This is a genomic window from Burkholderia sp. HI2761, from assembly GCF_002223355.1.
Taxonomy (GTDB): domain Bacteria; phylum Pseudomonadota; class Gammaproteobacteria; order Burkholderiales; family Burkholderiaceae; genus Burkholderia.
Genome location: NZ_NKFN01000007.1, coordinates 741393 through 763778 on the forward strand (window position 1 = coordinate 741393; position 22386 = coordinate 763778).

23 protein-coding genes are annotated in these 22386 nt (G+C 67.1%); 9 read left to right on the top strand and 14 right to left on the bottom strand.

Annotation, left to right across the window (positions count from 1 at the left end; all coding sequences use genetic code 11):
* Positions 1-6: 6 nt before the first annotated feature.
* From CFB46_RS20865 to CFB46_RS20895, 7 genes are all read right to left on the bottom strand, one after another.
* Positions 7-294 (bottom strand): helix-turn-helix domain-containing protein, encoded by a 288-nt coding sequence (locus CFB46_RS20865; RefSeq protein ID WP_027782114.1) that lies wholly within the window; start codon positions 292-294, stop codon positions 7-9.
* Positions 281-559 (bottom strand): type II toxin-antitoxin system RelE/ParE family toxin, encoded by a 279-nt coding sequence (locus CFB46_RS20870; protein ID WP_152777831.1) that lies wholly within the window; start codon positions 557-559, stop codon positions 281-283. The genes CFB46_RS20865 and CFB46_RS20870 overlap by 14 nt, the downstream gene beginning before the upstream one ends.
* 274 nt (positions 560-833) lie before the next feature.
* A complete protein-coding gene (locus CFB46_RS20875; protein WP_089501108.1) occupies positions 834-1466 on the bottom strand; it encodes a LysE family translocator in 633 nt (210 codons plus the stop codon).
* A gap of 125 nt (positions 1467-1591) precedes the next feature.
* Complete coding sequence (locus tag CFB46_RS20880; protein ID WP_089501109.1) at positions 1592-4429, bottom strand: nitrate reductase; 2838 nt, start codon at positions 4427-4429, stop codon at positions 1592-1594.
* Entirely contained in the window at positions 4426-4824 is a 399-nt protein-coding gene (locus tag CFB46_RS20885) for a nitrite reductase (NAD(P)H) small subunit (protein WP_089501110.1), read from the bottom strand. The genes CFB46_RS20880 and CFB46_RS20885 overlap by 4 nt, the downstream gene beginning before the upstream one ends.
* A 34-nt stretch (positions 4825-4858) precedes the next feature.
* The gene (gene nirB, locus CFB46_RS20890; protein ID WP_089501111.1) at positions 4859-7309 is read right to left on the bottom strand and encodes a nitrite reductase large subunit NirB; all 2451 of its coding nucleotides are present in this window, start codon (positions 7307-7309) and stop codon (positions 4859-4861) included.
* 316 nt (positions 7310-7625) lie between these two features.
* Positions 7626-9026 carry an MFS transporter gene (locus tag CFB46_RS20895; protein WP_089501112.1) on the bottom strand — a complete coding sequence of 467 codons (1401 nt, stop codon included), beginning with the start codon at positions 9024-9026 and terminating at the stop codon, positions 7626-7628.
* On the opposite strand from CFB46_RS20895, the gene CFB46_RS35390 reads away from it, so the two are divergent.
* Positions 9025-9270 carry a hypothetical protein gene (locus CFB46_RS35390; RefSeq protein ID WP_143751644.1) on the top strand — a complete coding sequence of 82 codons (246 nt, stop codon included), beginning with the start codon at positions 9025-9027 and terminating at the stop codon, positions 9268-9270. The two genes, CFB46_RS20895 and CFB46_RS35390, sit on opposite strands and share 2 nt — an antisense overlap.
* A 193-nt stretch (positions 9271-9463) precedes the next feature.
* On the opposite strand, the gene CFB46_RS20900 is transcribed toward CFB46_RS35390, so the two are convergent.
* From CFB46_RS20900 to CFB46_RS20910, 3 genes are read right to left on the bottom strand one after another with little or no spacing between them, the layout of a single operon-like run.
* Complete coding sequence (locus tag CFB46_RS20900) at positions 9464-9796, bottom strand: DUF2322 family protein (protein ID WP_027782121.1); 333 nt, start codon at positions 9794-9796, stop codon at positions 9464-9466.
* 53 nt (positions 9797-9849) lie between these two features.
* The gene (locus CFB46_RS20905; RefSeq protein ID WP_089501113.1) at positions 9850-11292 is read right to left on the bottom strand and encodes an MFS transporter; all 1443 of its coding nucleotides are present in this window, start codon (positions 11290-11292) and stop codon (positions 9850-9852) included.
* A 26-nt stretch (positions 11293-11318) separates the two neighbouring features.
* On the bottom strand, positions 11319-12020 hold the full coding sequence (locus CFB46_RS20910) for a flavin reductase family protein (RefSeq protein ID WP_089501114.1): 702 nt from the start codon (positions 12018-12020) through the stop codon (positions 11319-11321).
* A 231-nt stretch (positions 12021-12251) separates the two neighbouring features.
* Here CFB46_RS20910 and CFB46_RS20915 point away from each other — a divergent pair, with 231 nt between their 5' ends.
* Together CFB46_RS20915 and CFB46_RS20920 are read left to right on the top strand one after the other, a co-directional pair.
* Positions 12252-12578, top strand: a complete 327-nt coding sequence (locus tag CFB46_RS20915; RefSeq protein WP_089501115.1) for a thioredoxin family protein — start codon at positions 12252-12254, stop codon at positions 12576-12578.
* A gap of 10 nt (positions 12579-12588) precedes the next feature.
* The gene (locus tag CFB46_RS20920) at positions 12589-13008 is read left to right on the top strand and encodes a secondary thiamine-phosphate synthase enzyme YjbQ (protein WP_089501116.1); all 420 of its coding nucleotides are present in this window, start codon (positions 12589-12591) and stop codon (positions 13006-13008) included.
* A 67-nt stretch (positions 13009-13075) separates the two neighbouring features.
* On the opposite strand, the gene atsR is transcribed toward CFB46_RS20920, so the two are convergent.
* The 3 genes from atsR to CFB46_RS20935 are packed head-to-tail and all read right to left on the bottom strand — an operon-like array spanning position 13076 to position 16313.
* On the bottom strand, positions 13076-14887 hold the full coding sequence (gene atsR, locus CFB46_RS20925) for a hybrid sensor histidine kinase/response regulator AtsR (RefSeq protein ID WP_089502285.1): 1812 nt from the start codon (positions 14885-14887) through the stop codon (positions 13076-13078).
* 9 nt (positions 14888-14896) lie between these two features.
* Positions 14897-15397, bottom strand: a complete 501-nt coding sequence (locus tag CFB46_RS20930) for a molybdopterin-dependent oxidoreductase (RefSeq protein WP_027782127.1) — start codon at positions 15395-15397, stop codon at positions 14897-14899.
* 46 nt (positions 15398-15443) lie between these two features.
* Positions 15444-16313, bottom strand: a complete 870-nt coding sequence (locus tag CFB46_RS20935; RefSeq protein WP_179235092.1) for a response regulator — start codon at positions 16311-16313, stop codon at positions 15444-15446.
* A 354-nt stretch (positions 16314-16667) separates the two neighbouring features.
* Between CFB46_RS20935 and CFB46_RS20940 the strand changes: the two genes are divergently transcribed.
* The 3 genes from CFB46_RS20940 (at position 16668) to CFB46_RS20950 (ending at position 19331) form a co-directional block, all read left to right on the top strand.
* Positions 16668-17255 carry a tetratricopeptide repeat protein gene (locus tag CFB46_RS20940; protein WP_027782129.1) on the top strand — a complete coding sequence of 196 codons (588 nt, stop codon included), beginning with the start codon at positions 16668-16670 and terminating at the stop codon, positions 17253-17255.
* A 121-nt stretch (positions 17256-17376) separates the two neighbouring features.
* The gene (locus CFB46_RS20945) at positions 17377-18204 is read left to right on the top strand and encodes a hypothetical protein (RefSeq protein WP_089501118.1); all 828 of its coding nucleotides are present in this window, start codon (positions 17377-17379) and stop codon (positions 18202-18204) included.
* Between the two features lie 119 nt (positions 18205-18323).
* The gene (locus CFB46_RS20950) at positions 18324-19331 is read left to right on the top strand and encodes a hypothetical protein (RefSeq protein ID WP_089501119.1); all 1008 of its coding nucleotides are present in this window, start codon (positions 18324-18326) and stop codon (positions 19329-19331) included.
* 197 nt (positions 19332-19528) lie between these two features.
* Here CFB46_RS20950 and CFB46_RS20955 read toward each other — a convergent pair whose 3' ends face one another.
* Positions 19529-20545 (bottom strand): 1-aminocyclopropane-1-carboxylate deaminase, encoded by a 1017-nt coding sequence (locus CFB46_RS20955; RefSeq protein ID WP_089501120.1) that lies wholly within the window; start codon positions 20543-20545, stop codon positions 19529-19531.
* Positions 20546-20742: 197 nt separating this feature from the next.
* Here CFB46_RS20955 and CFB46_RS20960 point away from each other — a divergent pair, with 197 nt between their 5' ends.
* The 3 genes from CFB46_RS20960 (at position 20743) to CFB46_RS20970 (ending at position 22327) form a co-directional block, all read left to right on the top strand.
* Positions 20743-21243: an Lrp/AsnC family transcriptional regulator gene (locus tag CFB46_RS20960; protein ID WP_089501121.1), complete on the top strand. Its 501-nt coding sequence runs from the start codon at positions 20743-20745 to the stop codon at positions 21241-21243.
* 110 nt (positions 21244-21353) lie between these two features.
* Positions 21354-21857, top strand: coding sequence for a type II RES/Xre toxin-antitoxin system antitoxin (gene parS / locus CFB46_RS20965; protein ID WP_179235093.1), 504 nt, complete (start codon positions 21354-21356; stop codon positions 21855-21857).
* Entirely contained in the window at positions 21854-22327 is a 474-nt protein-coding gene (locus tag CFB46_RS20970; RefSeq protein ID WP_089501123.1) for an RES family NAD+ phosphorylase, read from the top strand. Before parS ends, CFB46_RS20970 begins: the two co-directional genes overlap by 4 nt.
* Positions 22328-22386 lie beyond the last annotated feature (59 nt).

The following is a 22386-nucleotide window of genomic DNA, read 5'->3' on the forward strand; positions in this document are numbered from 1 at the left end:
GGCGATTCAGGCGAAAGAGATCACGAGTTTTTTGCCGCAAGCGGCGGCGTATTTGCGCAGCGTTTCGATCGACGGCGAGTGCTGGCCGGTCGCGAGGGAGCGCTCGAGCCGCGTGATGGCAGGCGCTTTCGTTCCCATGCGCTCTGCAATATCGGCTTGCGAAAGACCGGCGGCTCGCCGGGCGGCAAGCATCGCGTCGAGCAACGCGAATTCTTCCCGGTTCAACCGTTCGTACTCGGCGCGAACCTTCGGATCGGCCAATGCGCGTTCGCGCAGTGCCTTATAGGTTGCCATCTCGAACCTCCTTCAATCGGCGGTGCGCGGTATCCAGCTCTTTCTGCGGCGTTTGCCGGGCTTTCTTCACGAAGCAATGAAGCATGACGATCTGCCGGTTGACGACCGCGCAGTAAAACACGCGGGCGATACCTTCGGCGCCCTTCAGGCGCATTTCAAACAAACCGTCGCCCATCGCCTTGGTGTGAGGCTCGCCCAGATTCGGGCCGTACTGCTCCATACGGTCGGCGAGTGCGAAGAACCTGGCGGTCAGCGTCTTCGGCAACGCAAAAATGCCTGCCTCGACACGCTCGTTGAAGAACCGGATTTCATAGCGCTGGTTCGAACAGTAACAAATATGTTATCTCCATGCAAGAAGAAGTGCCGTCGCGTCGGTGGCGCGGGCAGCGCGGCAGATGGACGGGATGCACCGGAATGCGAGACGTTGCTTCGGTGCTTTGTTGATCGTGTACGAGCCTGATTGTTTGCCGTCGACCCTGATTCGACCAGTTGTCCGAATGGGTATCAGGCGTGTCCGTGCACGTCGGAAGGGGAGATGATCAGTTTCGTCCCGCCACCGCGAGCCGCGCGGCGAGACCGACGAACACCGTGCCGAGCAGATATCGCGGCAGCTTCGACGGACGGCGGCGCGCGCCGATCCGCCGGCTCAGCCGGCTCGCGGAGAGGATCACCGCGCCGTTCACGACGAGCCCGATCAGGTTGAGCACGGTCGCGAGCACGAGGATCTGCACGGCGATCGAGCCGTGTTCGGGCCGCACGAACTGCGGAAACAGCGCGAGCACGAACAGTGCCATCTTCGGATTCAGCAGGTTCGTCGTCAGGCCCTGACGGAAGATCGCGGCGCTCGAGTGCCGGCGCGGCGATGCGACGGGCGACAGCGCGGTCGCGTCCGAGCGGAACGTCTTCCACGCGAGATACAGCAGATACGCGGCGCCCGCGAAGCGCACGGCGTCGTAGGCGATCGGCACCGCGACAAAGAGCTGCGACAGCCCGAGCGCCGCCGCGAGCGCGTGGCAGTAGGTGCCGGCCTGAATGCCCGCCAGCGTCGCGAAGCCCGCGCGCCGGCCCTGGCTCACGCTGCGGGACGCGATCAGCAGCATGTCGGGGCCGGGCGTGGCGGTCAGCGCGAGACAGGCGCCGGAGAACAGCGCGAGCGTGGAGAAGTCGATCACGGGGACCCCTTTCGCCGATGAGGCGTAAAAGGGAGGTCAGTGTAGGAAGGCCGTCGCCGGCAGTCAACCGCGCGCCGGCGACGCGGCCCCGGACGACGGCGCGCTCGTCGCGCCGGAACCGCGTGCTACGGCAGAGCCGGCTCGGCGATCATCCGCCGCAGTTCGGGCACGCACGAACCGCACTGCGTGCCGCATTTGAGTTGTGCCTGCAAGCCGGCCAACCGCTCCGCCGCCGTCGCGTTCGCGGGACAGGCCGACAGCGTCGCGCGAATCTCGCGCTCGCCCACGCCGACGCAATTGCAGATCGCCCGGCCGCGTGCGGGCGCCGCCTGCAACGGCACGCGCCCGGCGAACAACAGCATCCGGCCGATCGCGCCGACGCTCGTGCCGCTGTCGACGTAGTCGCGCAGCACGGCGGCACTGTCTTCGGTCGCGTTGGCCGCGCCCGACACGGAGAACGCCGTCAGCGCGCCGTCGACGACGCGCACGCGTCGGGCGGTGCCGCGCCGCGCGTCGCCGTAGCTCATCACGTCGGGCGCCGGGTCGGGCAAGCCGAGCAGCGCTTCGACTTCGCGCTGCAGCTCGATGGGCACCGGCTCGTAGGCCGCCGCGCGCCAGGCGAGCCCGCCGCCGGCGTCGGTCCCGAACGGCGTGCAGCTCGCATACGGGAAGCGCGCGAACAGCGCACGCAACTGGCGCTGCCGGGCCAGCAGTTCGTCGGCGTGCAACCGCGCGGCGATCAGCCAGCGCCACGGCAGGTCGGCCTTCAGCAGCTTGATCGCCGCGTGCTTCAGTTCCGGCTGGCGCGAGTGCGGGTCCAGCGCGGGCGAGGTCACGGTGTTGACGCCCGCGCCGACGCGATTGCCGGCCACGCCGGACACGAACTCGTCACCCCAGTGCATCGGCGTGAACGCCTGGCCGGGCGCGATCGCGTCATCGGCGCGCGCGGGCAGCAGCATGCTGCCGCGGCGCGACGTCAGGTGCACGAAGTCGTGCGGGCCGATGCCGAGGCGCGCGCAGTCCGCGGTGTTCAGATCGACGGTCGGCCCCGGTGCGTGCGAGAACAGCTTCGGCACGCTGCCCGTGCGGCTGCAACCGTGCCACTGGTCGCGCAGCCGGCCGGTCGTCAGCGCGAAGCGGAAGCGCGCATCGACCGGCTCCGCGACCGGCTGATACGGCGTGGCGATGAAGCGGGCGCGGCCGTCGGCGGTCGGGAACCGACCGTCGGCATAAAGGCGGGCGGCGCCGCTCGCCGCGCCGGCGGGAAACGGCCATTGCTGCGGGCCGTCTGCGTCGAGCCGCGACCACGACAGCCCGCCGATGTCGCAATCGCGTCCGACCGTCGTCGCGCGATGCTCGTTCCAGATCGCTTCGGTGTCCGCATACGGAAACAGCGTGGCCCGGCCCGTCGCGAGCCGCGCTTCCAGCCGTCGGCCGATCTCGGCGGCGATTTGCCAGTCCGCGCGCGCATGGCCGTACGGTTCGACGGCTGCCCGCACGCGCGAGATGCGCCGCTCCGAATTGGTGACGGTGCCGTCCTTCTCGCCCCACGTCGCCGCGGGCAGCAGCACGTCGGCGTACGGTGCGGTACCGGTGTGCGCGTACGCCTCCTGCAGCACGACGAATTCCGCGCGGGCGAGCCCCGCGCGCACGGTCGCCTGGTCGGGCAGCGAGTGCGCCGGGTTCGTGCAGACGATCCACACGGCTTTCAGTTCGCCCGACGCGAGCCGCTCGAACATCTCGACCGCGGTCAGGCCAGGCTGGGTCGGCACGTCGTCGACGCCCCACAGTCGCGCGATTTCGGCCCGATCCTCGGGATTCGCGAGATCGCGATGCGCGGATGCGAGCGTCGCCATCCCGCCCACCTCGCGGCCGCCCATCGCGTTCGGCTGCCCGGTCAGCGAGAACGGCCCCGCGCCGGGCCTGCCGATCTGCCCGGTGGCGAGGTGCAGGTTGATCAGCGCGACGTTCTTGTGCGTGCCGTCCGCGGACTGGTTCAGCCCCTGGCAGTACAGCGACAGCGACGGGCCGTCGGCGAACCAGCGCGCGGCTTTGACGATGTCGTCCGCGCGTAGCCCGCAGACTTGCGCCGCGACGGCCGGCGACCATTCGCGCACGCTGTCGCGTACCGCGTCGAAGCCGTTCGTGTGAGCGTCGATGAAGGCGCGATCGAGCGCACCGTCCCACACGAGCACGTGCAGCATCGCGTTGAACAGCGCGACGTCGGTGCCCGGCTGCAGCGCGAGGTGCAGCGTCGCATCGCTGGCGGAATCGGTGCGGCGCGGATCGGCGACGATCACCTTCATCGCCGGATTGCGCTCGCGCGCGGCTTCGAGCCGGCGGTACAGGATCGGATGCGCGAACGCCGGGTTCGCGCCGGCGATCAGCACGGTGCCCGCGTGGTCGAGATCGTCGTAGCTGCACGGTGGCGCGTCCGCGCCGAGCGATTTCTTGTAGCCGACCACGGCCGAGCTCATGCACAGCCGCGAATTCGAATCGATGTTGTTGGTGCCGATCAGTCCTTTCGCGAGCTTGTTGAAGACGTAATAGTCCTCGGTCAGCAGTTGGCCCGACACATAGAAGCCGATCGCATCGCGGCCGTGCCGCTCGACGATCCGCGCGAAGCGCGCGGCGACATGGTCGAGCGCGTCGTCCCACGACACGCGCGTGCGGGCAGCGTCGCGCGTGTGTCGCAATTCGGGGTGCGTCGCACGGGTCTGTGCATAGCGTTCGGCCGTGGCGGTCAGGTGCAGCGTGCTGCCCTTCGAACAGAGCCGGCCAAAATTCGCCGGATGATCGGGGTCGCCGCGCACGCCGACGATCTTGCGCTGTCCGTCGGCATCGGCACGCGTCTGGATGATCACGCCACAGCCGACACCGCAGTAGCAGCAGGTCGAATGCGTTTCGCGCAGGTCCGCGTCGGCGCGCGCGTCGCGATCGAGTGCTGCTGCCAGCTCCGTCATGCAGCGTGTCCCGGTTCGGTGCACGCGGATGCGCCGGATGCGTCGTCGCCCGTCGCGAGCGACGCGAGTTCGCTGCGCCTGAGCAGCACCGCGTCGCCGTCGCATGCGACGCTGAACACGGGCGTGCCGCCGTCGTCGGGCGGCAGCGCGCAACCGTTGCCGAACGCGATGTTGAAGCCGTGCAGCGGGCACGTCACCTGTTCGCCGTGCACGATCCCCTGCGACAGCGGGCCGCCGCGATGCGGGCAACGGTCGAGCAGCGCGAACACGCGGTCGCCGGCAGTGCGAAACAGCGCGACGGGCGCGCCCTCGGGCCGCTTGACGACGCGTGCGCCGAGCGGGGGAATGTCGTCGATCCGGCAGACCGTGATCCAGTCGGGGTCGAAAGTGGTCATCGTAGGGTTCCTGGCGGTGGCAGTGGCGGCGCGGTCAGCGGCCGGCCGTCTCGACGGCGATCGGGATGAACTGGCGCAGGTCGACCTGCGCATCGTCGGTGTCGTGCCACGGATCGGGCTGGTCCTTCAGCGCGAACTGCAGGCGTTCCCACAGCGCCGCCCGGTTGCCGGCATCGTCGACCACGCGCGCCTTCACGTAGTCGAGGCCGACGCGTTCGAGGTAGTGCACCGTGCGCTCCAGATACCAGCCTTCCTCGCGATAGAGCTGCAGGAACGCACCCGCGTACTCGAGCACTTCCTCGTGCGTCTTCACCTTGCAGAAGAACTGCGCGACCTCGGTCTTGATGCCGCCGTTGCCGCCGACGTAGAGTTCCCAGCCGGAATCGACGCCGATCACGCCGACGTCCTTGATCCCCGATTCCGCGCAGTTGCGCGGGCAGCCGGACACCGCGAGCTTGACCTTGTGCGGCGCATACATCCGCCACAGCGCGCGTTCGAGCTGCTGGCCCATCAGCGTCGAATCCTGGGTGCCGAAGCGGCACCATTCCGAGCCGACGCAGGTCTTCACGGTGCGCAGCGCCTTCGCATACGCATGGCCGCTCGGCATCCCGAGGTCGTGCCACACGCCGGGCAGGTCTTCCTTCTTCACGCCGAGCAGGTCGATGCGTTGCCCGCCCGTGACCTTGACCGTCGGAATCGCATACTTGTCGACGACGTCGGCGATGCGGCGCAGCTCGTCGGCCGTCGTCACGCCGCCCCACATGCGCGGCACGACCGAATAGGTGCCGTCCTTCTGGATGTTCGCGTGCGCGCGTTCGTTGATGAAGCGCGATTGCGGGTCGTCCTTCGCCTCGTGCGGCCAGGTGCTGATGCAGTAATAGTTGAGCGCCGGGCGGCAGGTCGAGCAACCGTTCGGCGTACGCCATTCGAGGAAGTGCATCGCGGCCGGCACCGACAGCAGCTTGTGCTCGCGAATCGCGCTGCGCACTTCCGCGTGCGTACGGTCGGTACAGCCGCATACCGGCTTCGCTTTCGGCGATGCGGAATAGTCGCCGCCGAGCGTCGACATCAGGATCTGCTCGACGAGGCCCGTGCACGAGCCGCACGACGCGGACGCCTTCGTGTGCTTGCGTACGTCTTCGAGCGTGAAAAGCCCCTTCTCCTTGATCGCGCCGACGATGGTGCCCTTGCAGACGCCGTTGCAGCCGCATACCTCGGCGGTGTCGGGCATCGCTGCCGCGTGCGTGACGCCGCTGTGCCCGGTGTCGCCGAGGCTCGTCTCGCCGAACATCAGCGTCTCGCGGATGTCCGCGATGTTGCGGCCTTCGCGCAGCAGCTTGAAGTACCACGCGCCGTCGGCGGTGTCGCCGTACAGGCACGCGCCGACGATCCGGTCTTCCTTGACGACGATCTTCTTGTAGACGCCAGCCAGCGGGTCGGACAGGGTGATGTCCTCGGTGCCTTCTCCGCCGAGGAAGTCGCCCGCCGAATAGAGATCGATGCCGGTGACCTTCAGCTTGGTCGACGTGACCGAGCCGACGTAGCGGCCGATGCCGAATTCGGCGAGATGGTTCGCCGCGACCTTGGCCTGCTCGAACAGCGGCGCCACGAGCCCGTACGCGATTCCGCGGTGGCTCGCGCATTCGCCGACCGCGTAGATGCGCGGGTCGTAGGTTTGCATCGTGTCGCTCACGACGATCCCGCGATTGCAGTAGAGGCCCGTGCGTTCGGCGAGTTCGGTGTTCGGCCGGATGCCGATCGCCATCACGACGAGATCGGCGTCGAGCGAGTCGCCGTCGGCAAAGCGGACCGCGCGCACGCGCGTGCCGTCGGCGCCGTCGCTTTCGAGCGCGGCGGTCTGCTTCGACATCAGGAACTTCAGGCCGCGTGCTTCCAGCGACTTGCGTAGCAGTTCGCCGGCGGTGGCGTCGAGCTGTCGCTCGAGCAGCGTCGGTGCGAGGTGCACGACCGTCACGTCCATCCCGCGCAGCTTCAGGCCGTTCGCGGCTTCGAGGCCGAGCAGCCCGCCGCCGATCACGACCGCACGGCGATACTGCGACGACGCGTCGATCATCGCCTGCGTATCGGCGATGTCGCGATAGCCGAGCACGCCGTCGAGCCCGATCCCGGGAATCGGCAGCATGAACGGGTTCGAGCCGGTCGCGAGCAGCAGGCGGTCGTACGCCGCTTCGGTGCCGTCGTCGGCGATCGCGACGCGGCGCACGCGGTCGATCTTCACGACCTTGCGGCCGGTCAGCAGCGTCACGCCGTGCTGCTCGTACCATGCGTAGTCGTTCAGGACGATCTGCTCGAGCGTCTGTTCGCCGGCCAGCACCGGCGACAGCAGGATCCGGTTGTAGTTCGGATGCGGCTCCGCACCGAACACCGTGACGTCGTACAGATCCGGGGCCAGCTTGAACAGTTCCTCGAGCGTGCGTACGCCCGCCATCCCGTTGCCGACCATCACCAGCTTCATCTTCCGCATTCCGACGTCTCCTTGGCGTTCAGCGTGCGGGTCGCCCCATGCGGGTCGCCCCACTTGTCAAGGAGACAAAAAGCAAACGGCATGCCAATGGCTGCGTGCCTTGGCCCGGTGCGCGGCGTGCACGTGGGGGCGCACCGCACCCATGCATCGCCGGGCTACCTTGGTGCATTGCCACACAAGTCGGTGCACGAAGGCGCTCACGCGCGATTCGTCAGTCGTTTAGCGGCGCGCGCCGCCGGATCGGCGTTCACGCCGCGTGTGCCGCCCGGCGCGGTATGGCTTCGCTATCGCTCCGCGATCGCGCCGGCCGCGGGGGTCATTCGGTCACATGCGTCATGCCGGGCGCTCGCCCGGCCGGTACGCCGGCCGCGCGCGCATCGGCGGGCATCGCCCACGCGAGCCATTGCGTGCGCAGCAACACGAGCGCGCCGCATGCACCGGTCGCGAGCACGCCGAACGTCACGAAGCCGAGCTGATAGCTGCCGGTGCCCTCCTTCGCGATGCCCATCACCACGGGCAGGTAGAAGCCGCCGATGCCGCCCGCCGCGCCGACGATCCCGGACAGCAGCCCCGTCTTGCCCTGCCAGCGATGCGGCACGAGCTGGAAGGTTGCGCCGTTGCCGAGCCCGAACGCGACGTACAGACAGATCAGCAACGCAATGCCGCCGGCCAGTGGCGGCATCCACGCGGCAAACGCGAAATCGGCGACGGCGATCGCGGCGAGCAGCACGATCAGCGCGCGTACGCCGCTGACGCGGTCCGCGATGAAACCGCCGAGCGGCCGCACGATCGCGCCGAGGAACGCGAGCAGCGACATGAACAGGCCCGCATCGATCTTCGGCATCTGATACAGCGACGTCAGCAGCAGCGTCACATACGACGACATCCCGACGAAGCCGCCGAACGTGATGCTGTAGATCAGCATGATCACCCACGTGTCGCGCTCGGCGAGCACCGTCCGGTAGCGCGCGGGCAGGACCGCGATCGCGAGCAGCGCGCCCATCACCGGCAGCAGCAGCACACCGGTCTTGCCGGCGCCGAACAGTCCGCCGTGCACGGCCAGCACGAGCGCGACGAGCCCCGCGAGCGTGACGGCGAACGCGCCGATCGCACGCGGCACGCTGCCGGATTTTTCGCTGCGGTCGTCGGCCCACACGGCGACCGCGACGCCCGCGATCGCGAGCAGCGGCAGCGCGGCGGCGGTCGACAGCTTCCAGCCGACGGCGGCCGCGATATGCGGAAACATGAAGCCGTCCAGCACCGCGCCGATGTTGCCGGCCGCGGCGAGGCCGAGCACGAGCCCCTGTACTTTCGGCGGATAGCTGCTGCCCGCCATCGGCAGCGCGACGGCGAAACTTGCGCCGCCCATGCCGAGGAACACGCCGAGCACGAGCAGCAGCGCGTACGACGGCGTACCGGGCACGCACGGCAATACGATGGCCGGCAGCGCGGACAGCACGATACCCGTCAGCGCGATCGTGCGCCCGTTCGCCGACTGGTACAGGTTGCCGAGCGTCACGCGCAGGATCGCGGCGGCAAGCACCGGCACCGCGACGAGAAAGCCCTGCTGCGCGGCCGACATCGCGATGTCCTTGCCGATGAACGGCGCGAGCGGGCCGTACAGCACCCAGACGGTGAAGCCGGTGTCGAAGTACAGGAAGCATGCGAGCAGCGAGCGCCAGTTGCCGCTCTGCAGGGAGGTGCGCAAACGCGTCATGGTGAAGACCTCTGCGGATTGCCGGTCGGATACCGGCTGGATCGGTCGGAAATCGATTGGCGCCGATTCACGGCGTCAGGTGATCGTTGGCAATATGTATGCCAGCGATGGCGGATTTCGACGGATGCGGTGCTGGACGTGCTTCGCGGGGAAACGGGGCGCCGATGTGGGCGGCGATTGGCGGCCGGACGGCGGCACTGTCGGCGTGCGCGTGGCGCGGTGCCGGTGCGGCGATGCACTGTGATGATTCGCGTTGCCGTCGCCTCATAGGGCGAGATCGTGGGGATGAACGGGCGAGGTCGGGTCGTACGGACTACGTACTGCGGGCATGCGGCGATTCGCCAAAATCGAGGACCGCGTGCCGATCGGAGCGCGCACTGCCTTTAGCGGCTGCAGTGCCGCGCGTCCGGCGGCCCGGCGATCCTCCGGCGCGTCGCTCAGCCCTTCGCGACGACGTCGATCCGCAGCGCTTCGCCGCCGGCGACGATCGCCAGCAGACGATCGACGTTCGGATGTGCGCCGGGGCGGTTGCGCGCATCGGCCGTATGCTCGGCGAACACCGCGAGGCCGTGCTCGGCGGCCTTTGCGTCGAGCGCGCCGAATGCCTGCTTCAGGTAGTGGTACACGGCGAGCGAACCTTGCTTGCCCGGCTGGTTCTCGATGCTGGCGACCACGTCGCCGTTCGCGCCGACGAGATCGATGCGCGCGATGCCGTCGATGGCCGGCAGTTGCGCGAGGTTGTCCTTGAATACTTGGGTCGGTTGAATCACTGAAAACACTCCGTCGGTTCGGTCATGGGCCAAAGAGCGTGGCCGGCCGTATCTTATCCGATCGGCTTCGGTGCTCCGGCCGGCGTGCCGGCCCCGGCCGTGCGCCAGGCCAGTGCCGCGCCCGCGAGTTGCACGGCGCTGCCCGCCAGCATCGCGACCCGCAGCCCGGCCGCGCCGCCGCCGCACGCGTCGTACAGCGCACCCAGCACGGCCACGCCGAACACCGCGCCGATCATCCGCATCACGTTCATCAGCGACGCGGCCGTGCCCGCGCGTGCGGCGTCGACCGCACCGACGGCCGTCGCGGCCAGCGACCCGACGGCGAAGCCGAGCCCCGTGCCCGTCAGCGCGAGCCCTGCTTCGGCCCAGCCGAGCATCGGCGCATGCGCATCCGTCGATCCGGCCGCGCCGATGCCGATCGCGGCGAGCCCGAGCCCCATCAGCGCGACGCCGCCCGCGCCGGCCGTGCGCCCGCCGAAGCGCGCGGCGAACGCGCCGGAGCCGAACGACACGAGCGCGAACGGCACCGACATCGGCAGCAGCGCGAGGCCCGCGCCGGTCGCGTCGAGCACATGGTGGCTCTGCCACGCGAGCGGCAGCACGAACAGCATCCCGTAGCCGCCGAACGTCATCGCGCCGTTGGCGATCAGCATCCCGCGGAACGCACGGTTCGCGAACAGGTCGAGCGGTACGAGTGCGGCCATGCCGAGGCGCCGTTCGATGCGGATGAACAGCGCGATGGCGATGGTACTCGTCGCGACCAGCAGCGCCGCGCGCAGCGCATCGTGGCGCGCGTCGATCGTCGCTAACACGACGCAGCCGATCGCGATCGCACCGAGCGCTTGCGCGGCCGGATCGAAACGGCGACCGTGCGGATCGGCCGATTCGGGTACGACGACGGAAGCCAATCCGATCGCCGCGACGCCGAACGGGATCACGACCCAGAAGATGCTGCGCCAGCCGAACGCATGGATCAGCACGCCGCCGAGCGTCGGGCCGACGATCATCGCGATGCCGCCGCACGCGGCCCAGATGCCGAGTGCGCGTGCGCGTTCGGCAGGGTCGCGCCAGATCACGCGGACGATCGCGAGCGAAGCGGGGATCAGCAATGCAGCGCCGGCACCGGCGAGCGCGCGTCCCGCGATCAGCATGCCGAGCGTCGGCGCGAGCGCGCACACGATCGATGCGCCGCTCAGCACCGCCGCGCCGAGGACGAACGCGCGCCGCCTGCCGTACAGGTCGCCGACGAGGCCGCCTGTGAGCAGCAGCACCGCATAGGCGAGGTTGTATGCATCGATGACCCATTGCAATGCGCCGACGCGTGCGTCGAACGCGGCGCCGATCGGTTCGGTCGCGAGATTGACGATCGCGGTATCGATCTGCGCGATCAGCACCGCGATGCACAGCGCCGGCAGCACGAGGCGGTGGCGGGCAGGCGCGGCCGCCTCGGCCGCCGCGCCCGCGCCGGACGAAGCGTTACGGATCGTCGGGTTCATCGGTGTTCTCCGGTTCATCGCGTTCGTTACCGCCCGACGCCGGCCGGCACGCCCGCGTCGCGCGAGCGCTCGATGTCGGGGCTGCGATACGCGCGCTCCGGAATCTCGGCGAGTCGAGACGCGTGCACCTGCTGCGGCGCGAGCCCATAGAACTTCTGGAAGCTCATGATTAGCGGCGACCACTTGTCCGGATCGATGCGGTCCGGATGACCGTCCATCAGCAGGTCGGGGTGGACGTGCACGCGCTGGATGCGCACCTCGAACACGCGGATGTGGCCGCGCAGGTCGGGCGCTTCGTCGCCGACCCCGTGCGTGGCCGCGACGACTGCTTCTATGTGCACCGGGCATTCGAGCGCGCGCGGCGGCGACACGGTTTGCGATGCCGCTTCGGTGAGCCCGGCCGTGCCGAACTTGTCGGGCTCGTACACGTAGCCCTTCGCCCGCTTCCCGTCGGGTACCGGATACGTGCCCGTCGTGCGCGCGATCCGGTCGACCGCGTCCGCCTGCGCCGACGACGGCAGATTCAGCACGCATTCGCCGGTGCGCAACAGGTTGCGGGTGGTTTGCGAGCTGGCGGCGATGCCGAACACGCCGCGCCAACCCAGCCAGAAGGCGGACGAGATCGGCGCGAGATTGGTCGTGCCGTCGTCGTTCCGCGTGCTGACCAGCACGACGGGCGTGCCGAAATAGAGGATGTTCGGTTCGGTGACGCGATGCGGAGTGTTCATGGTCGGGGCCTTCGTTTCAAGGGATCAGTCCACATGCTGATCCCGCCGCGGCCGCGCGGCGCTCCGATTCTTGTGGTGTCATCCCGGCGGTGCGTGCAGACGGCGTTTGCGCCGGGATGGCCCCGCCGGCGTCCCGCGTGCTTTTCCGCTACAGTAAGAAATCACCGGTCGCCTGTGCCGCGCACGCCGGCACGCGGCCGCCACGTTCTGCAATTGCACACGAGGGCTCCGATGGACACTGAGCAACGCTACACCGCCAATGCGCCGACGCGCGCGGAAGTCGACGCACTGGCCGGTGCCACCGTCATTGAATTCGGCGCGAACTGGTGCGGAATCTGCGCGGGCGCGCAGCCCGCGATCGTCGCGTCGTTCTCCGCGCATCCCGCCGTGCGGCACCTGAAGATCGAGGATGGCCCGGGCCGGCCGCTCGGCCGTTCGTTCGGCGTGAAGCTGTGGCCGACACTGGTGTTCCTGCGCGATGGGGTCGAAGTCGCACGTGTCGTGCGCCCGACCGACGCGAAGCAGATCGAGGCCGACGGCTTCGCCGCGCTCGCCTGAGGCGGTCGTCATGCAACAGGCCATCACGCACATCCCCGTCGAAACGCGCGGGAGCGGCCTCGTCGAGTTCACGCCGCAGGTACGCGCGTTCGTCGACCAGCAGGCGATCCGCACCGGGCTCCTGACCGTGTTTTGCCGCCACACGTCCGCGTCGCTGCTGATCCAGGAGAATGCCGATCCATCGGTGCAGCGCGATCTCGAACGCTACTTCGCGACGCTCGCACCCGAGGACGAAACGCGCTACGAGCACGACACCGAAGGCCCCGACGACATGCCCGCGCATCTGCGCACCGCGCTCACGCAGGTACAGTTGTCGATTCCGGTCGAGCATGCGCGCATGGTGCTCGGCACCTGGCAGGGCATCTACCTGTTCGAGCATCGTCGCGCGGCGCACCGGCGCGACATCGTGCTGCATCTGATCGGCGAGTAGGCGAGTAGGCGAGTAGGCGAGGCGGACGCCGGCGCGCGGCCGCACGCGGCGCGCATCGCCGCCGCGTTCAGCCGAGCAGCTTCTCGACGAGCGCGCCGAGTTCGCGCAGGTGAACGGGCTTCGGCAGGAACTCGTCGAATACGCGCTGGTTCTCGCGGAGCGCGGCCGATTCGTACGCGCTGACGCCGAGAATCGACGGAAACTTGCCGTCGTCGTTCGGCTGCGCGACCGTGCGGATGCGGCGCGCGACTTCGAAGCCGCTCAGATCCGGCAGTTCGAGATCGAGCACGACCAGGTCGTAGTGCGCGTCGTTGAAGCGCGCGACGCCTTCGTGCCCGGTGCCGCACAGATCCGCGTCGAGGCCGAGCGCCGACAGCATCGCGCCGAGCGTTTCGCGCGCGTTGTCGTTGTCGTCGACCACGAGCGCGCGGCGGTTGCGATGCACGGGAGCGGCCGGCCATGCGGGCGCGTCGGCGGCCGTGTCGCCGGCATCCGGCGCTTCGGCCGGCAGCGTGACGATGAACTCGCTCCCTTCGCCGACCGTACTGAGCACGTCCACGTGGCCGCGCAGCGTCGTCACGATTTCGCGCACGACGGCCAGCCCCATGCCGATACCGTCGACGTGCAGGCCGACCGCGTCGTTCGCGCGATAGAACGGCTCGAAAATCTTCGGCAGATGCTGCTTCGCGATGCCGGAGCCGGTATCCCGAACGACGAGTTTCAGCTGCCGCCCCGCCGGCGCGTCGACGAGCGTGATGGACACGTCGATCGATCCGCCGACCGTGTACTTCACCGAATTCTCGATCAGGTTCGACAGCACCTGTCGCAGCAGCTTGCGATCGGAGCGGATCGCGAGATCGTGCGGCTCGACCCGCTGCGCGACCGCGATCCGCTTCGCCGCGATCTTGTCGCGCAGCGGATCGAGCACCTCGGCGAGCAGCGATGCCATCCCGACCGTCTCGGCTTCGGCGAGGCGCTTGGTCGAGCGCAACTTGATGTAGTCGGTGAGATCCTTGACCAGCGCCTCGAGCGACGACGCGGAATTCTGCAGCCGCCGGATCGTCTTCAGGTTCGCGTCGGACTGCGGCCGCGCGAGCAGGATCTCGATCGACCCGCAGATCGCCTGCAGCGGCGTGCGCAGTTCATGGCTGACCATCCCGAGAAATGCGTTCTTCGCCTCGATCATTTCGAACGCGCGATCGGACGCCTTGCGTTCCGCGTCCAGCGCCGCGTTCTGCCGTTCGAGCAGATCGTCGCGCGTGCGCATCGTATAGAACAGCAGCAGGAACAGCGCGCACAGGATCACGCCGAGGATGGTGCCGAGCGCGAGAATCGCCCGCTGCCGTTCCTTCAGCTGATGGAACGTGAAGTCGCGCTGCGCCATTTCGATCGCGCGGAAGTAGTTCGCGAGGCCGTTGACCTTCGGCCAGTGCGCATTGACTTCGTCGATCACGCGCTGCGCGCCGTCCGGGGCGGTGCGCAGCAACGGCACTTCCTGTTTCAGGCGCGTCATGAATTCGCCAAGCGCCGCGATCTCGGAGCGCGCGCGCGGGATGCGCAGCCAGTATTCGGAGACCTCGGACGGCCGCTGCAGGAACCCGAACGACACCGACAGGCTGTCGAGCTGCATTTGCACGTGATCGTAGTCGCCGTCCACGTGCGTGGCGTAGAGGATCAACTGGCGATCGAAGCGCGTGTAGACGTTCCGGTATTGCGACGCGGTCCAGAACACGCCCTCACGCGGGCCTTCGAGCACGCCCTCGTTGACCGACGTCGCGAGCAGGTCCCACAGCAGGAACGCCCACGCGGCGAATCCCAGGATCCACAGCGACCCCAGGACCACGATGATCTTTCTGTTCTTCCATCGCCCGCGCATGATGCCGCGCACTTACTTCACGGTCAGGCCGATGATCTGCCACGCGAACTTCGCTTCGCCGATGGGCGTCTTCAGCTCGTCCGGATACTGATCGCGCGGATACATGACCCACAACGGGCCGTAGTTGTCGTTGCCGAGCACCTTGCCGTTCATCGTGCGCGCGAGGATCACGCCGTACTTGTCGGCATCCGACACGGGGATCGTGAACGTGTATTCGTCGATGCAGCGGAATTCGATCTGCGTGCCGTGCGCGTCGACGGTCTTCAGTACGTCGGACAGGCGCGGGCCGGTGAAGGTCGCCTTCGGCGTCCAGCTCGTCGACGTGACGATCGTGTGCTGCGGCAGCGCCATCAGCGCCTGCTCGGAAAAGACGAACGCCGTCTTGCCGGGCTGGTTGCCGCGGCCGATCTTGCCGTCGACGGTGAACGTGAACGACGCGGCCCAGCTCGCGGCGGCGAGGCCGAGCAGGCCGGCAGTGAGCAGGCTTTTGATCCAGATGGTCGAAATTCGCATGTCGGTCCCTTCGTTCGGGTGCGCGTGGTGATGGATTGTCGGGGGCTCAATTCCCGGCGGGCACCGGCTGCGCGAGCTTCAGTTCGCGGGCGACCTCGGCGAAGAGGATCGGCAGGCGCACCGGTTTCTCCTCGCAGCGCGCGTTGTAGTGCGACACGATGTGCGCGATTTCGTCCTCGCTCGCTTCGCCGGTGGAGATCTTGCCGGTCAGCAGGAAGATCGGCGCGCCGCCGTTTTCGCTCGACCGGATGCCGCGCACGAGTTCAGCCGCGGTCTGGTCGCCGAGCATCCAGTCGAGGATGTAGCCGTCGAAATCCTCGACCTCCAGCGCCTTGCGGAACGACGCGCCGTCGTAGTACGGAATCGCGTTCACGCCTTTTTCGAGGAAGTATTCGCACACGGTTTCGGCGACGTCCTGCGAATCGTCGACCACCGCGATCCGCGCCGCGTACACGTTCGGCTGGCTCGAACGCAGCTCGATGACGTCGACCGGATAGATGCGGCCCTCGCGCGCCTGCTGGCGTTCGGTGACGATCCATTCACCCTGCCACTGCAGCGCGACGAAATCCGTTTCGATCTGGCTGGTGGCCTTCGCCGAGATCGCCGCGCGGCAGCGAAAGCGGCGCGATTCGATCACGAGCGTCGCGTCGATCATCTCGGCGGCGGCCCGCTGCGTGCCCTTGTCGTCGAGCAGGATCGCGGGCGGCACGCCGAAGTGCGTCGCGATGTCCTGCAGTTGCGACAGGTTCCACGGGATCAGCCCTTTCATCTTGCGCGTGACGACCGAGAAACTGAGCCCCAGCACATTCGCGATCGTCGTGTTGTGACTGCGCGGCGGAATGCCGTTGCGCGTCAGCAGATCGCGTACCTTGGTGGCGGTGATGAGGTCGGCGTTGGCCTGCTCGCTATTGGGCATCTCGAAGGGCTCTCCTGGGTTTTGGCGACGAAGAGCATATTCAAAAGTGACGCGATACGCAAACTGTGAAATCGCGATTGACCTTGACATGCCATATTTCTCGATTATCATTGCTCACCACGTCACTATTGTTTGACGCGTCATGTTTGGAGATCGAGGTCGCCCGCAGTCGACCCGTGATGAACGACGCCGGCGAAGTGACCGAACGATTCGAAGAGAGCCTGAGAGAGCCTTGGAGTGCGTGTCGGCGTGGGTGAATTGTATTCGCCTCGCCGCGCGCAAACCGGGTACGCGCTCGCGGGGGTGGGATAGCGCGAAGCAATACGGCGCAAATAAGAAGTGGGGAAAGCACAAATGATTCGCCGTTTACTCGCACCGGGGCTGCTGTTGCTGTTGGCCGCGTGTGCGCAGGATCCGTCCGTCACGAGCAGGACCGTGCGGATCTGCGACGACACGGGCTGTTCCGATCGCCCTAAAGATCAGGTCTCCTATCAAAAGAAGGACGATGCGGAAGACCGCGACGATCCGCGCATCGCCGCGCTCAAGCAAACCGCGAAAACCCAGCCGAAGGCCGCCTACGACCTCGGCCTGCGCTATTTCCGCGGCGACGGCGTACGCCAGGACAGCTACCAGGCGCTCAAGTGGATGCGCGAGGCCGCCGAACGCGGCGACCTGAACGCGCAGAAGGCGCTCGGCAGTTTCTACCTGTTCGGCCTCGAGGAAATGGGCTCGGATGCGCGCGAAGCGGAGAAGTGGCTGTCGATCGCGGCGGCTCGCGGCGACAAGGAATCGAAAAAGCTGCTCGAGCTCGCGCGCAAGGCGAAGAAGGAAGACGAAGACGACTGGAAATGGCGCACGCAATGGCGTGATGTCTATTACGGCTACTGGTATTCGGGCTATCCGTACTACGGCGTCTGGAATCAGACGTACTGGTACTACTGACCGAGCCTGAAGCAACGGGGGCAGCCGCGGGGAGACCACCATCGCGCGCCACGCCGGGGGGCTTATCGAAGTTCGCACGGACGCATAAGCCGAACAACGACTCTAATCGAGCGACAACAACATGAAGACCAACCTTTCCCAACGTCTCATTCAAGGTGCGCTGGTTGCAGCGCTTGGCGCGTCCGTCGCGGGGTGCGGCGGCGTGGTGACGCCCGGCGGGCAGAATGCCGGCGTGACCGGTGCCGCGGCGGGCGGCGCGAGCGCCGGCGCCGATTCGCAATTGCAGCGCTGCACGTCGCCGCTGGGCACGATCGCGGTCGACGACGGCCGCAACGCCGACTGGTGGGGCCCGTTCGGCAGCGCGACCAAGATGACGACGATCGACCCGCTGCTGCGTCTGGCGGTGCAGCAGTCGAACTGCTTCGTGATCACGTCGATCGGCAACCAGAAGAGCGACGCGCGCCTGTCGCGCATCACGCAGTTGCAGCGCAACTCGGGCGAATACCGCGCGGGCTCGAAGCAGCAGAAGGGTCAGCGGGTTGCGGCCGACTACTACATGGAGCCGCAGATCGTGATCAACGACTCGCCGATCGGCGGGATCGGCAGCATGATCGGCGGGCTGATTGGCAACAGCGCGATCGCGGCGGTGGCGGGCCACCTGCAGACGAAGGCGTCGGTCGTGACGCTGACGCTGTTCGACGTGCGCTCGGCGGTGCAGATCGCGGCGTCGGAAGGCAGCTCGACGGCGACCAACTACGGCGCGGCGCTGGGTGGCTTCGGCGGCGGCGTGGGCGGTGCGCTCGCGGGCTTTTCGTCGACGCCGGAAGGCAAGGCGACGGTCGTCGCGTTCATCGATGCATACAACAAGATGGTCGTCGCGCTGCGCAGCTACAAGGCGCAGGACGTCAAGGGCGGCCTTGGCCGAGGCGGCCAACTCCAGGTTAACTGACGTCGCCGGGCCGCCGGCCGATTTCCGAGTCTCGATTCCCGATTCATGGTGGTCGGTGCGCGCGGCGTGATTCGCGCGCACTGGCTGCGTTCGTCCCGTGCGTTTGAAAGGTGATCCCGATGAAAGCCGCTGCACTGATTGCATTGACCTGCCTCGCGCTGACCGCGTGCGGCGGTGGCGACGACAATTCCTCGCCCGCCGCGTCCGGCGGTTCGGGCACGACCAACAACGGCGGTAGTGGCGGGACGGGCGGCACGGGTTCCGGCGGCACCGGCGGTTCGGGCGGCTCGAGCGGCAACACGCTGACCTGGCGCTATGAGGCGCAGCCTGTTGCGGCCGACAGGGCGAGCTTCCTGGCGCTGGTCAACAGTGAAGGCGCGAAGGGCTATCGGTATCTGGGTGACTACTTCTACGCTTCGGGCAACGGCGGCACGCAGTCGATCTTCGTGAACGACGGCACCGTGCAGACCTACACGTACCAGCTGCAGACGGCGCCGGCCGACATGACGTCCTTCGTCAATGCGGCCAACGCACAAGGGGCGAGCGGCTACCGCTACGAAGGACCGCTCACTTACGGCGATCTTTATCGCAAGGATGGCGGTTCGTCCGCCACCTACACGTATACGACGACGGGCCTGCCGGCCGATGCGAACGCGTTCCTCACACAGGCGAACGGGCAGGGCCAGTCGGGCTACTGGTTCCTCGGCCCGATGATGGTGGGCGCCGTGCAGGCGAACGTGTACATGAAGAACAATGCGTCGAATGCGACCTACACGTACGACGCGCTGGCGCCGACGTCGAGCGTCAGCGACTTCATCGCACAGGCCAACAGCGAAGGGACGAAGGGTTATCGCGCGAAGGGCGGGATGGCATTCGGTACGGCGATCTCGTGGATCTACGTGAAGGACCAGACGCAGTCGCCGACCTTCTCATACCAGTCGGCCGCGATCCAGTCGACCGGCGCGAGCTTCGTGCAGCAAGCCAATACGTTCGGTGCGCAGGGCGCTGCGTATCTGAGCGATATCGCGCTCGGCGTTTCCTCGCCGGTGATGGCGTCGTTCTATTTCACGCCCAAGAACTGCACGGGCTTCCTGTGCACGACGCTAAATCCGCTCACACAGAACTGAGCGGGCGCGTTGCGCACTGCTGCATCGCGCGGGTCGTTCCGTCGAGCATGATCCGCATGCGTTGAATCGAGTGCCTCAGGTGCACCGCATCCGTGGACGCATCTTTTGCCGCCGGCTCACCGGCGGCATTTCAATTTGTATGCGTGTCGGTGTGGGGCACCGACGGCATTGAGTGCGAACTGTCTCGAAAAGTACCGTCACCCGTTACGAAAAATTTCGCTATACGCGCTCAACGCCGGCGCCCCGCCCAGATGCGCATACAGCACCTTCGACCCCGGCTCGAATTCCCTAAGCCTCACCTTATCGATCATCCCGTGCATCGATTTCCCTTCGTAGACGGGGTCGGTCAGCATGCCTTCGAGTCGTGCGCATAGGCGAATCGCTTCCAGCGTGCCATCGCTCGGCAAGCCATACTCGGGGCCGCCATACCGCGTATCGAGCACGACATCTTGTTCGACGATATCGCGGCCGAGACTGACCAGCTCGGCCGTATGCCGCGCGATGCGCGTGATCTGTTCGCGCGTGCGTTCGGGCGTCGCCGACGCGTCGATCCCGATCACGCGATCGGCGCGCCCGTCGGCCGCGAAGCCGACCACCATGCCCGCTTGCGTGCTGCCCGTTACCGAGCACACGACGACGTAGTCGAACTTGAAGCCGAGTTCGGCTTCCTGTTGCCGCACTTCTTCGGCGAACCCGACGAACCCGAGGCCGCCGAGCGGGTGCTCGGAGCATCCGGCCGGAATCGGATACGGCTTGCCGCCTGCCTGGCGCACGCTTTCCATCGCTTCTTCCCAGCTTCGGCGAATCCCGATGTCGAAACCGTCCGCCACGAGCCGCACGTCGGCGCCCATCATCCTCGACAACTGGATATTGCCGACGCGGTCGTACACGGGATCGTCGAAATTGACCCAATGCTCCTGTACGAGTACGCATTTCATCCCGAGATGCGCGGCGACGGCCGCGACCTGCCGCGTCTGGTTCGACTGGACGCCGCCGATCGACACGAGCGTGTCCGCGCCCTGCGCGAGCGCGTCGGGGATCAGGTATTCGAGCTTGCGGGTCTTGTTGCCGCCGAACGCGAGGCCGCTGTTGCAGTCCTCGCGCTTCGCATACAGCTCGACCTTGCCGCCGAGGTGTGCGCTCAGGCGCTTGAGCGGCTGAATCGGGGTGGGGCCGAACGTCAGCGGATAACGGGGGAAGCGTTGCAGGTTCATCGAATCTGTCTCCGGAAAGGCGGGGGTTGCCCGGGAATCGGTGCGCTCGGGAGGAGCCGGCATGCCGTCTCCCGATGAAAAAATGATAAGCATGCAAGCGAGAAATGAGCTTGCGAAATAAATATCGTTGGCCTACGTTGATAACGAATCGAACACCAATCGAGCAATTCGGATTCAAAAAACTGGAGGGTGACGCAATGAAATTAAGTGCACGGTCGGCGACGTCGGCCGATGCCGCGCCCGCGCTCGATCGCATCGATCGCGCGATCCTCAGGCAGCTTCAGCAGGATGCGTCGATCTCGAACGTGAGCCTCGCGGCCAAGGTGAAGCTGAGCGCGCCGGCGTGCCTGCGGCGCGTCGAACGGCTCAAGGAGATGGGGATGATTCGCGGGATCGTCGCGCTGCTCGACCCGAAGCCGCTCGGGGCCGGCATGCTCGTCGTGATCGGCTTCGTGCTCGACCGCTCGACGCCGGAGGCGTTCGCCGCGTTCGAGAAGGCCGCGCAGAAGGTGTCGGGGTGTGTCGAATGCCACGTCGTGACGGGCGAATTCGACTACTTCATGCTGGTGCGCACGCGCGACAACGAGAGCTTCAACCGGCTGCACGCGGAGCAACTGATCTATCTGCCGGGCGTGCGTCAGGTGCGGTCATTCATGGTGCTGAAGGAGATTCTGTCGACGCATGTGCTGCCGGTGTAGCGCGGCGCGTCGTCAATGTCCGGCGACGACGGCTATGCCATTTGGATAATGGAAAACTCCCGATTGAGAGTATACAATGGGAGAATTAATTGACCCATTCGGGAGTCGTTATGACGGCAACCTCATCTGCGGGCCGCCAGCCGGCCAAGCGGGCGGCCGCGTCCCGCGCCGCAAAGGCAACGGGCAGCGCGAACGGTCTGGGTACCGGCACGGGCGATTTCGACACCTTTCGCCGGATGGCGCCGATGTCGCAGCGGCGCGCGATCGCCGATGGCTTCGACGCGGCCATCATCGAGCGCGTGGCGCGCGAGTTGCTCGGTGTGCCGGTTCAAACCCTCTTGAATGCACTGAGCCTGCCCAGCTCGACCATTCTGCGAAAAATTGCCAAGCACGATCGGCTGTCGCAAGGCGAGTCCGATCGCGTGGCGCGCGTGCTCTATGTGCTGGATCTCGCCACCGATCTGTTCGAGGATGGCAAGCGGGCAGCGGAGTGGATGAGCCGCGCGAACGCGGAGCTCGACGGTTTGAAGCCGATCGAAGTGCTCGACGTGCAGCCTGGCTACGACCGTGTGCGGGATATTCTGAACCGTGCACAGTTCGGGGTCGCTGCGTGAGGCTGTACCGTCTCGCGAAAGAACGAAAGGGCCGCTATCTGGCGGACGACTTGAGCGGGAACGGTGCGGCGATCACGGGGGGCCGCTGGAATCCTCGCGGCATGCGCGTGCTGTACACCTGCTGCCATGCGTCGACGTCGTTGCTGGAGGCGCTCGTTCATCTGTCCGGCTTGCTTCCCGCAGGCGGATTTTTCCTGGTGACGCTCGACGTGCCCGACACCGTCCACGACGACGCGTACCAGCCGAACCTGCCGGACGATTGGGCGGCATTGTCACGGGATCCGGAGTCGACTGCCCGGATCGGGCAGGCCTGGCTTGAAGCGGGCGAGCAGTTGGCGATGCGCGTGCCGTCAGTCGTCTGCCCGACCGACTTCAATTTGCTGCTGAACCCGATGCATGCGGATTTTGCGTCGAGTGTGAAAGTCGTCGGCAAAGAAGCGTTCGCGCTGGACCCTCGTCTCTTCGGCTAGGCGATCGACTCGCGCTGGTCGAAGAGCTGCCGTTGGCCGCCGCCCGTTCGTATCGCCCG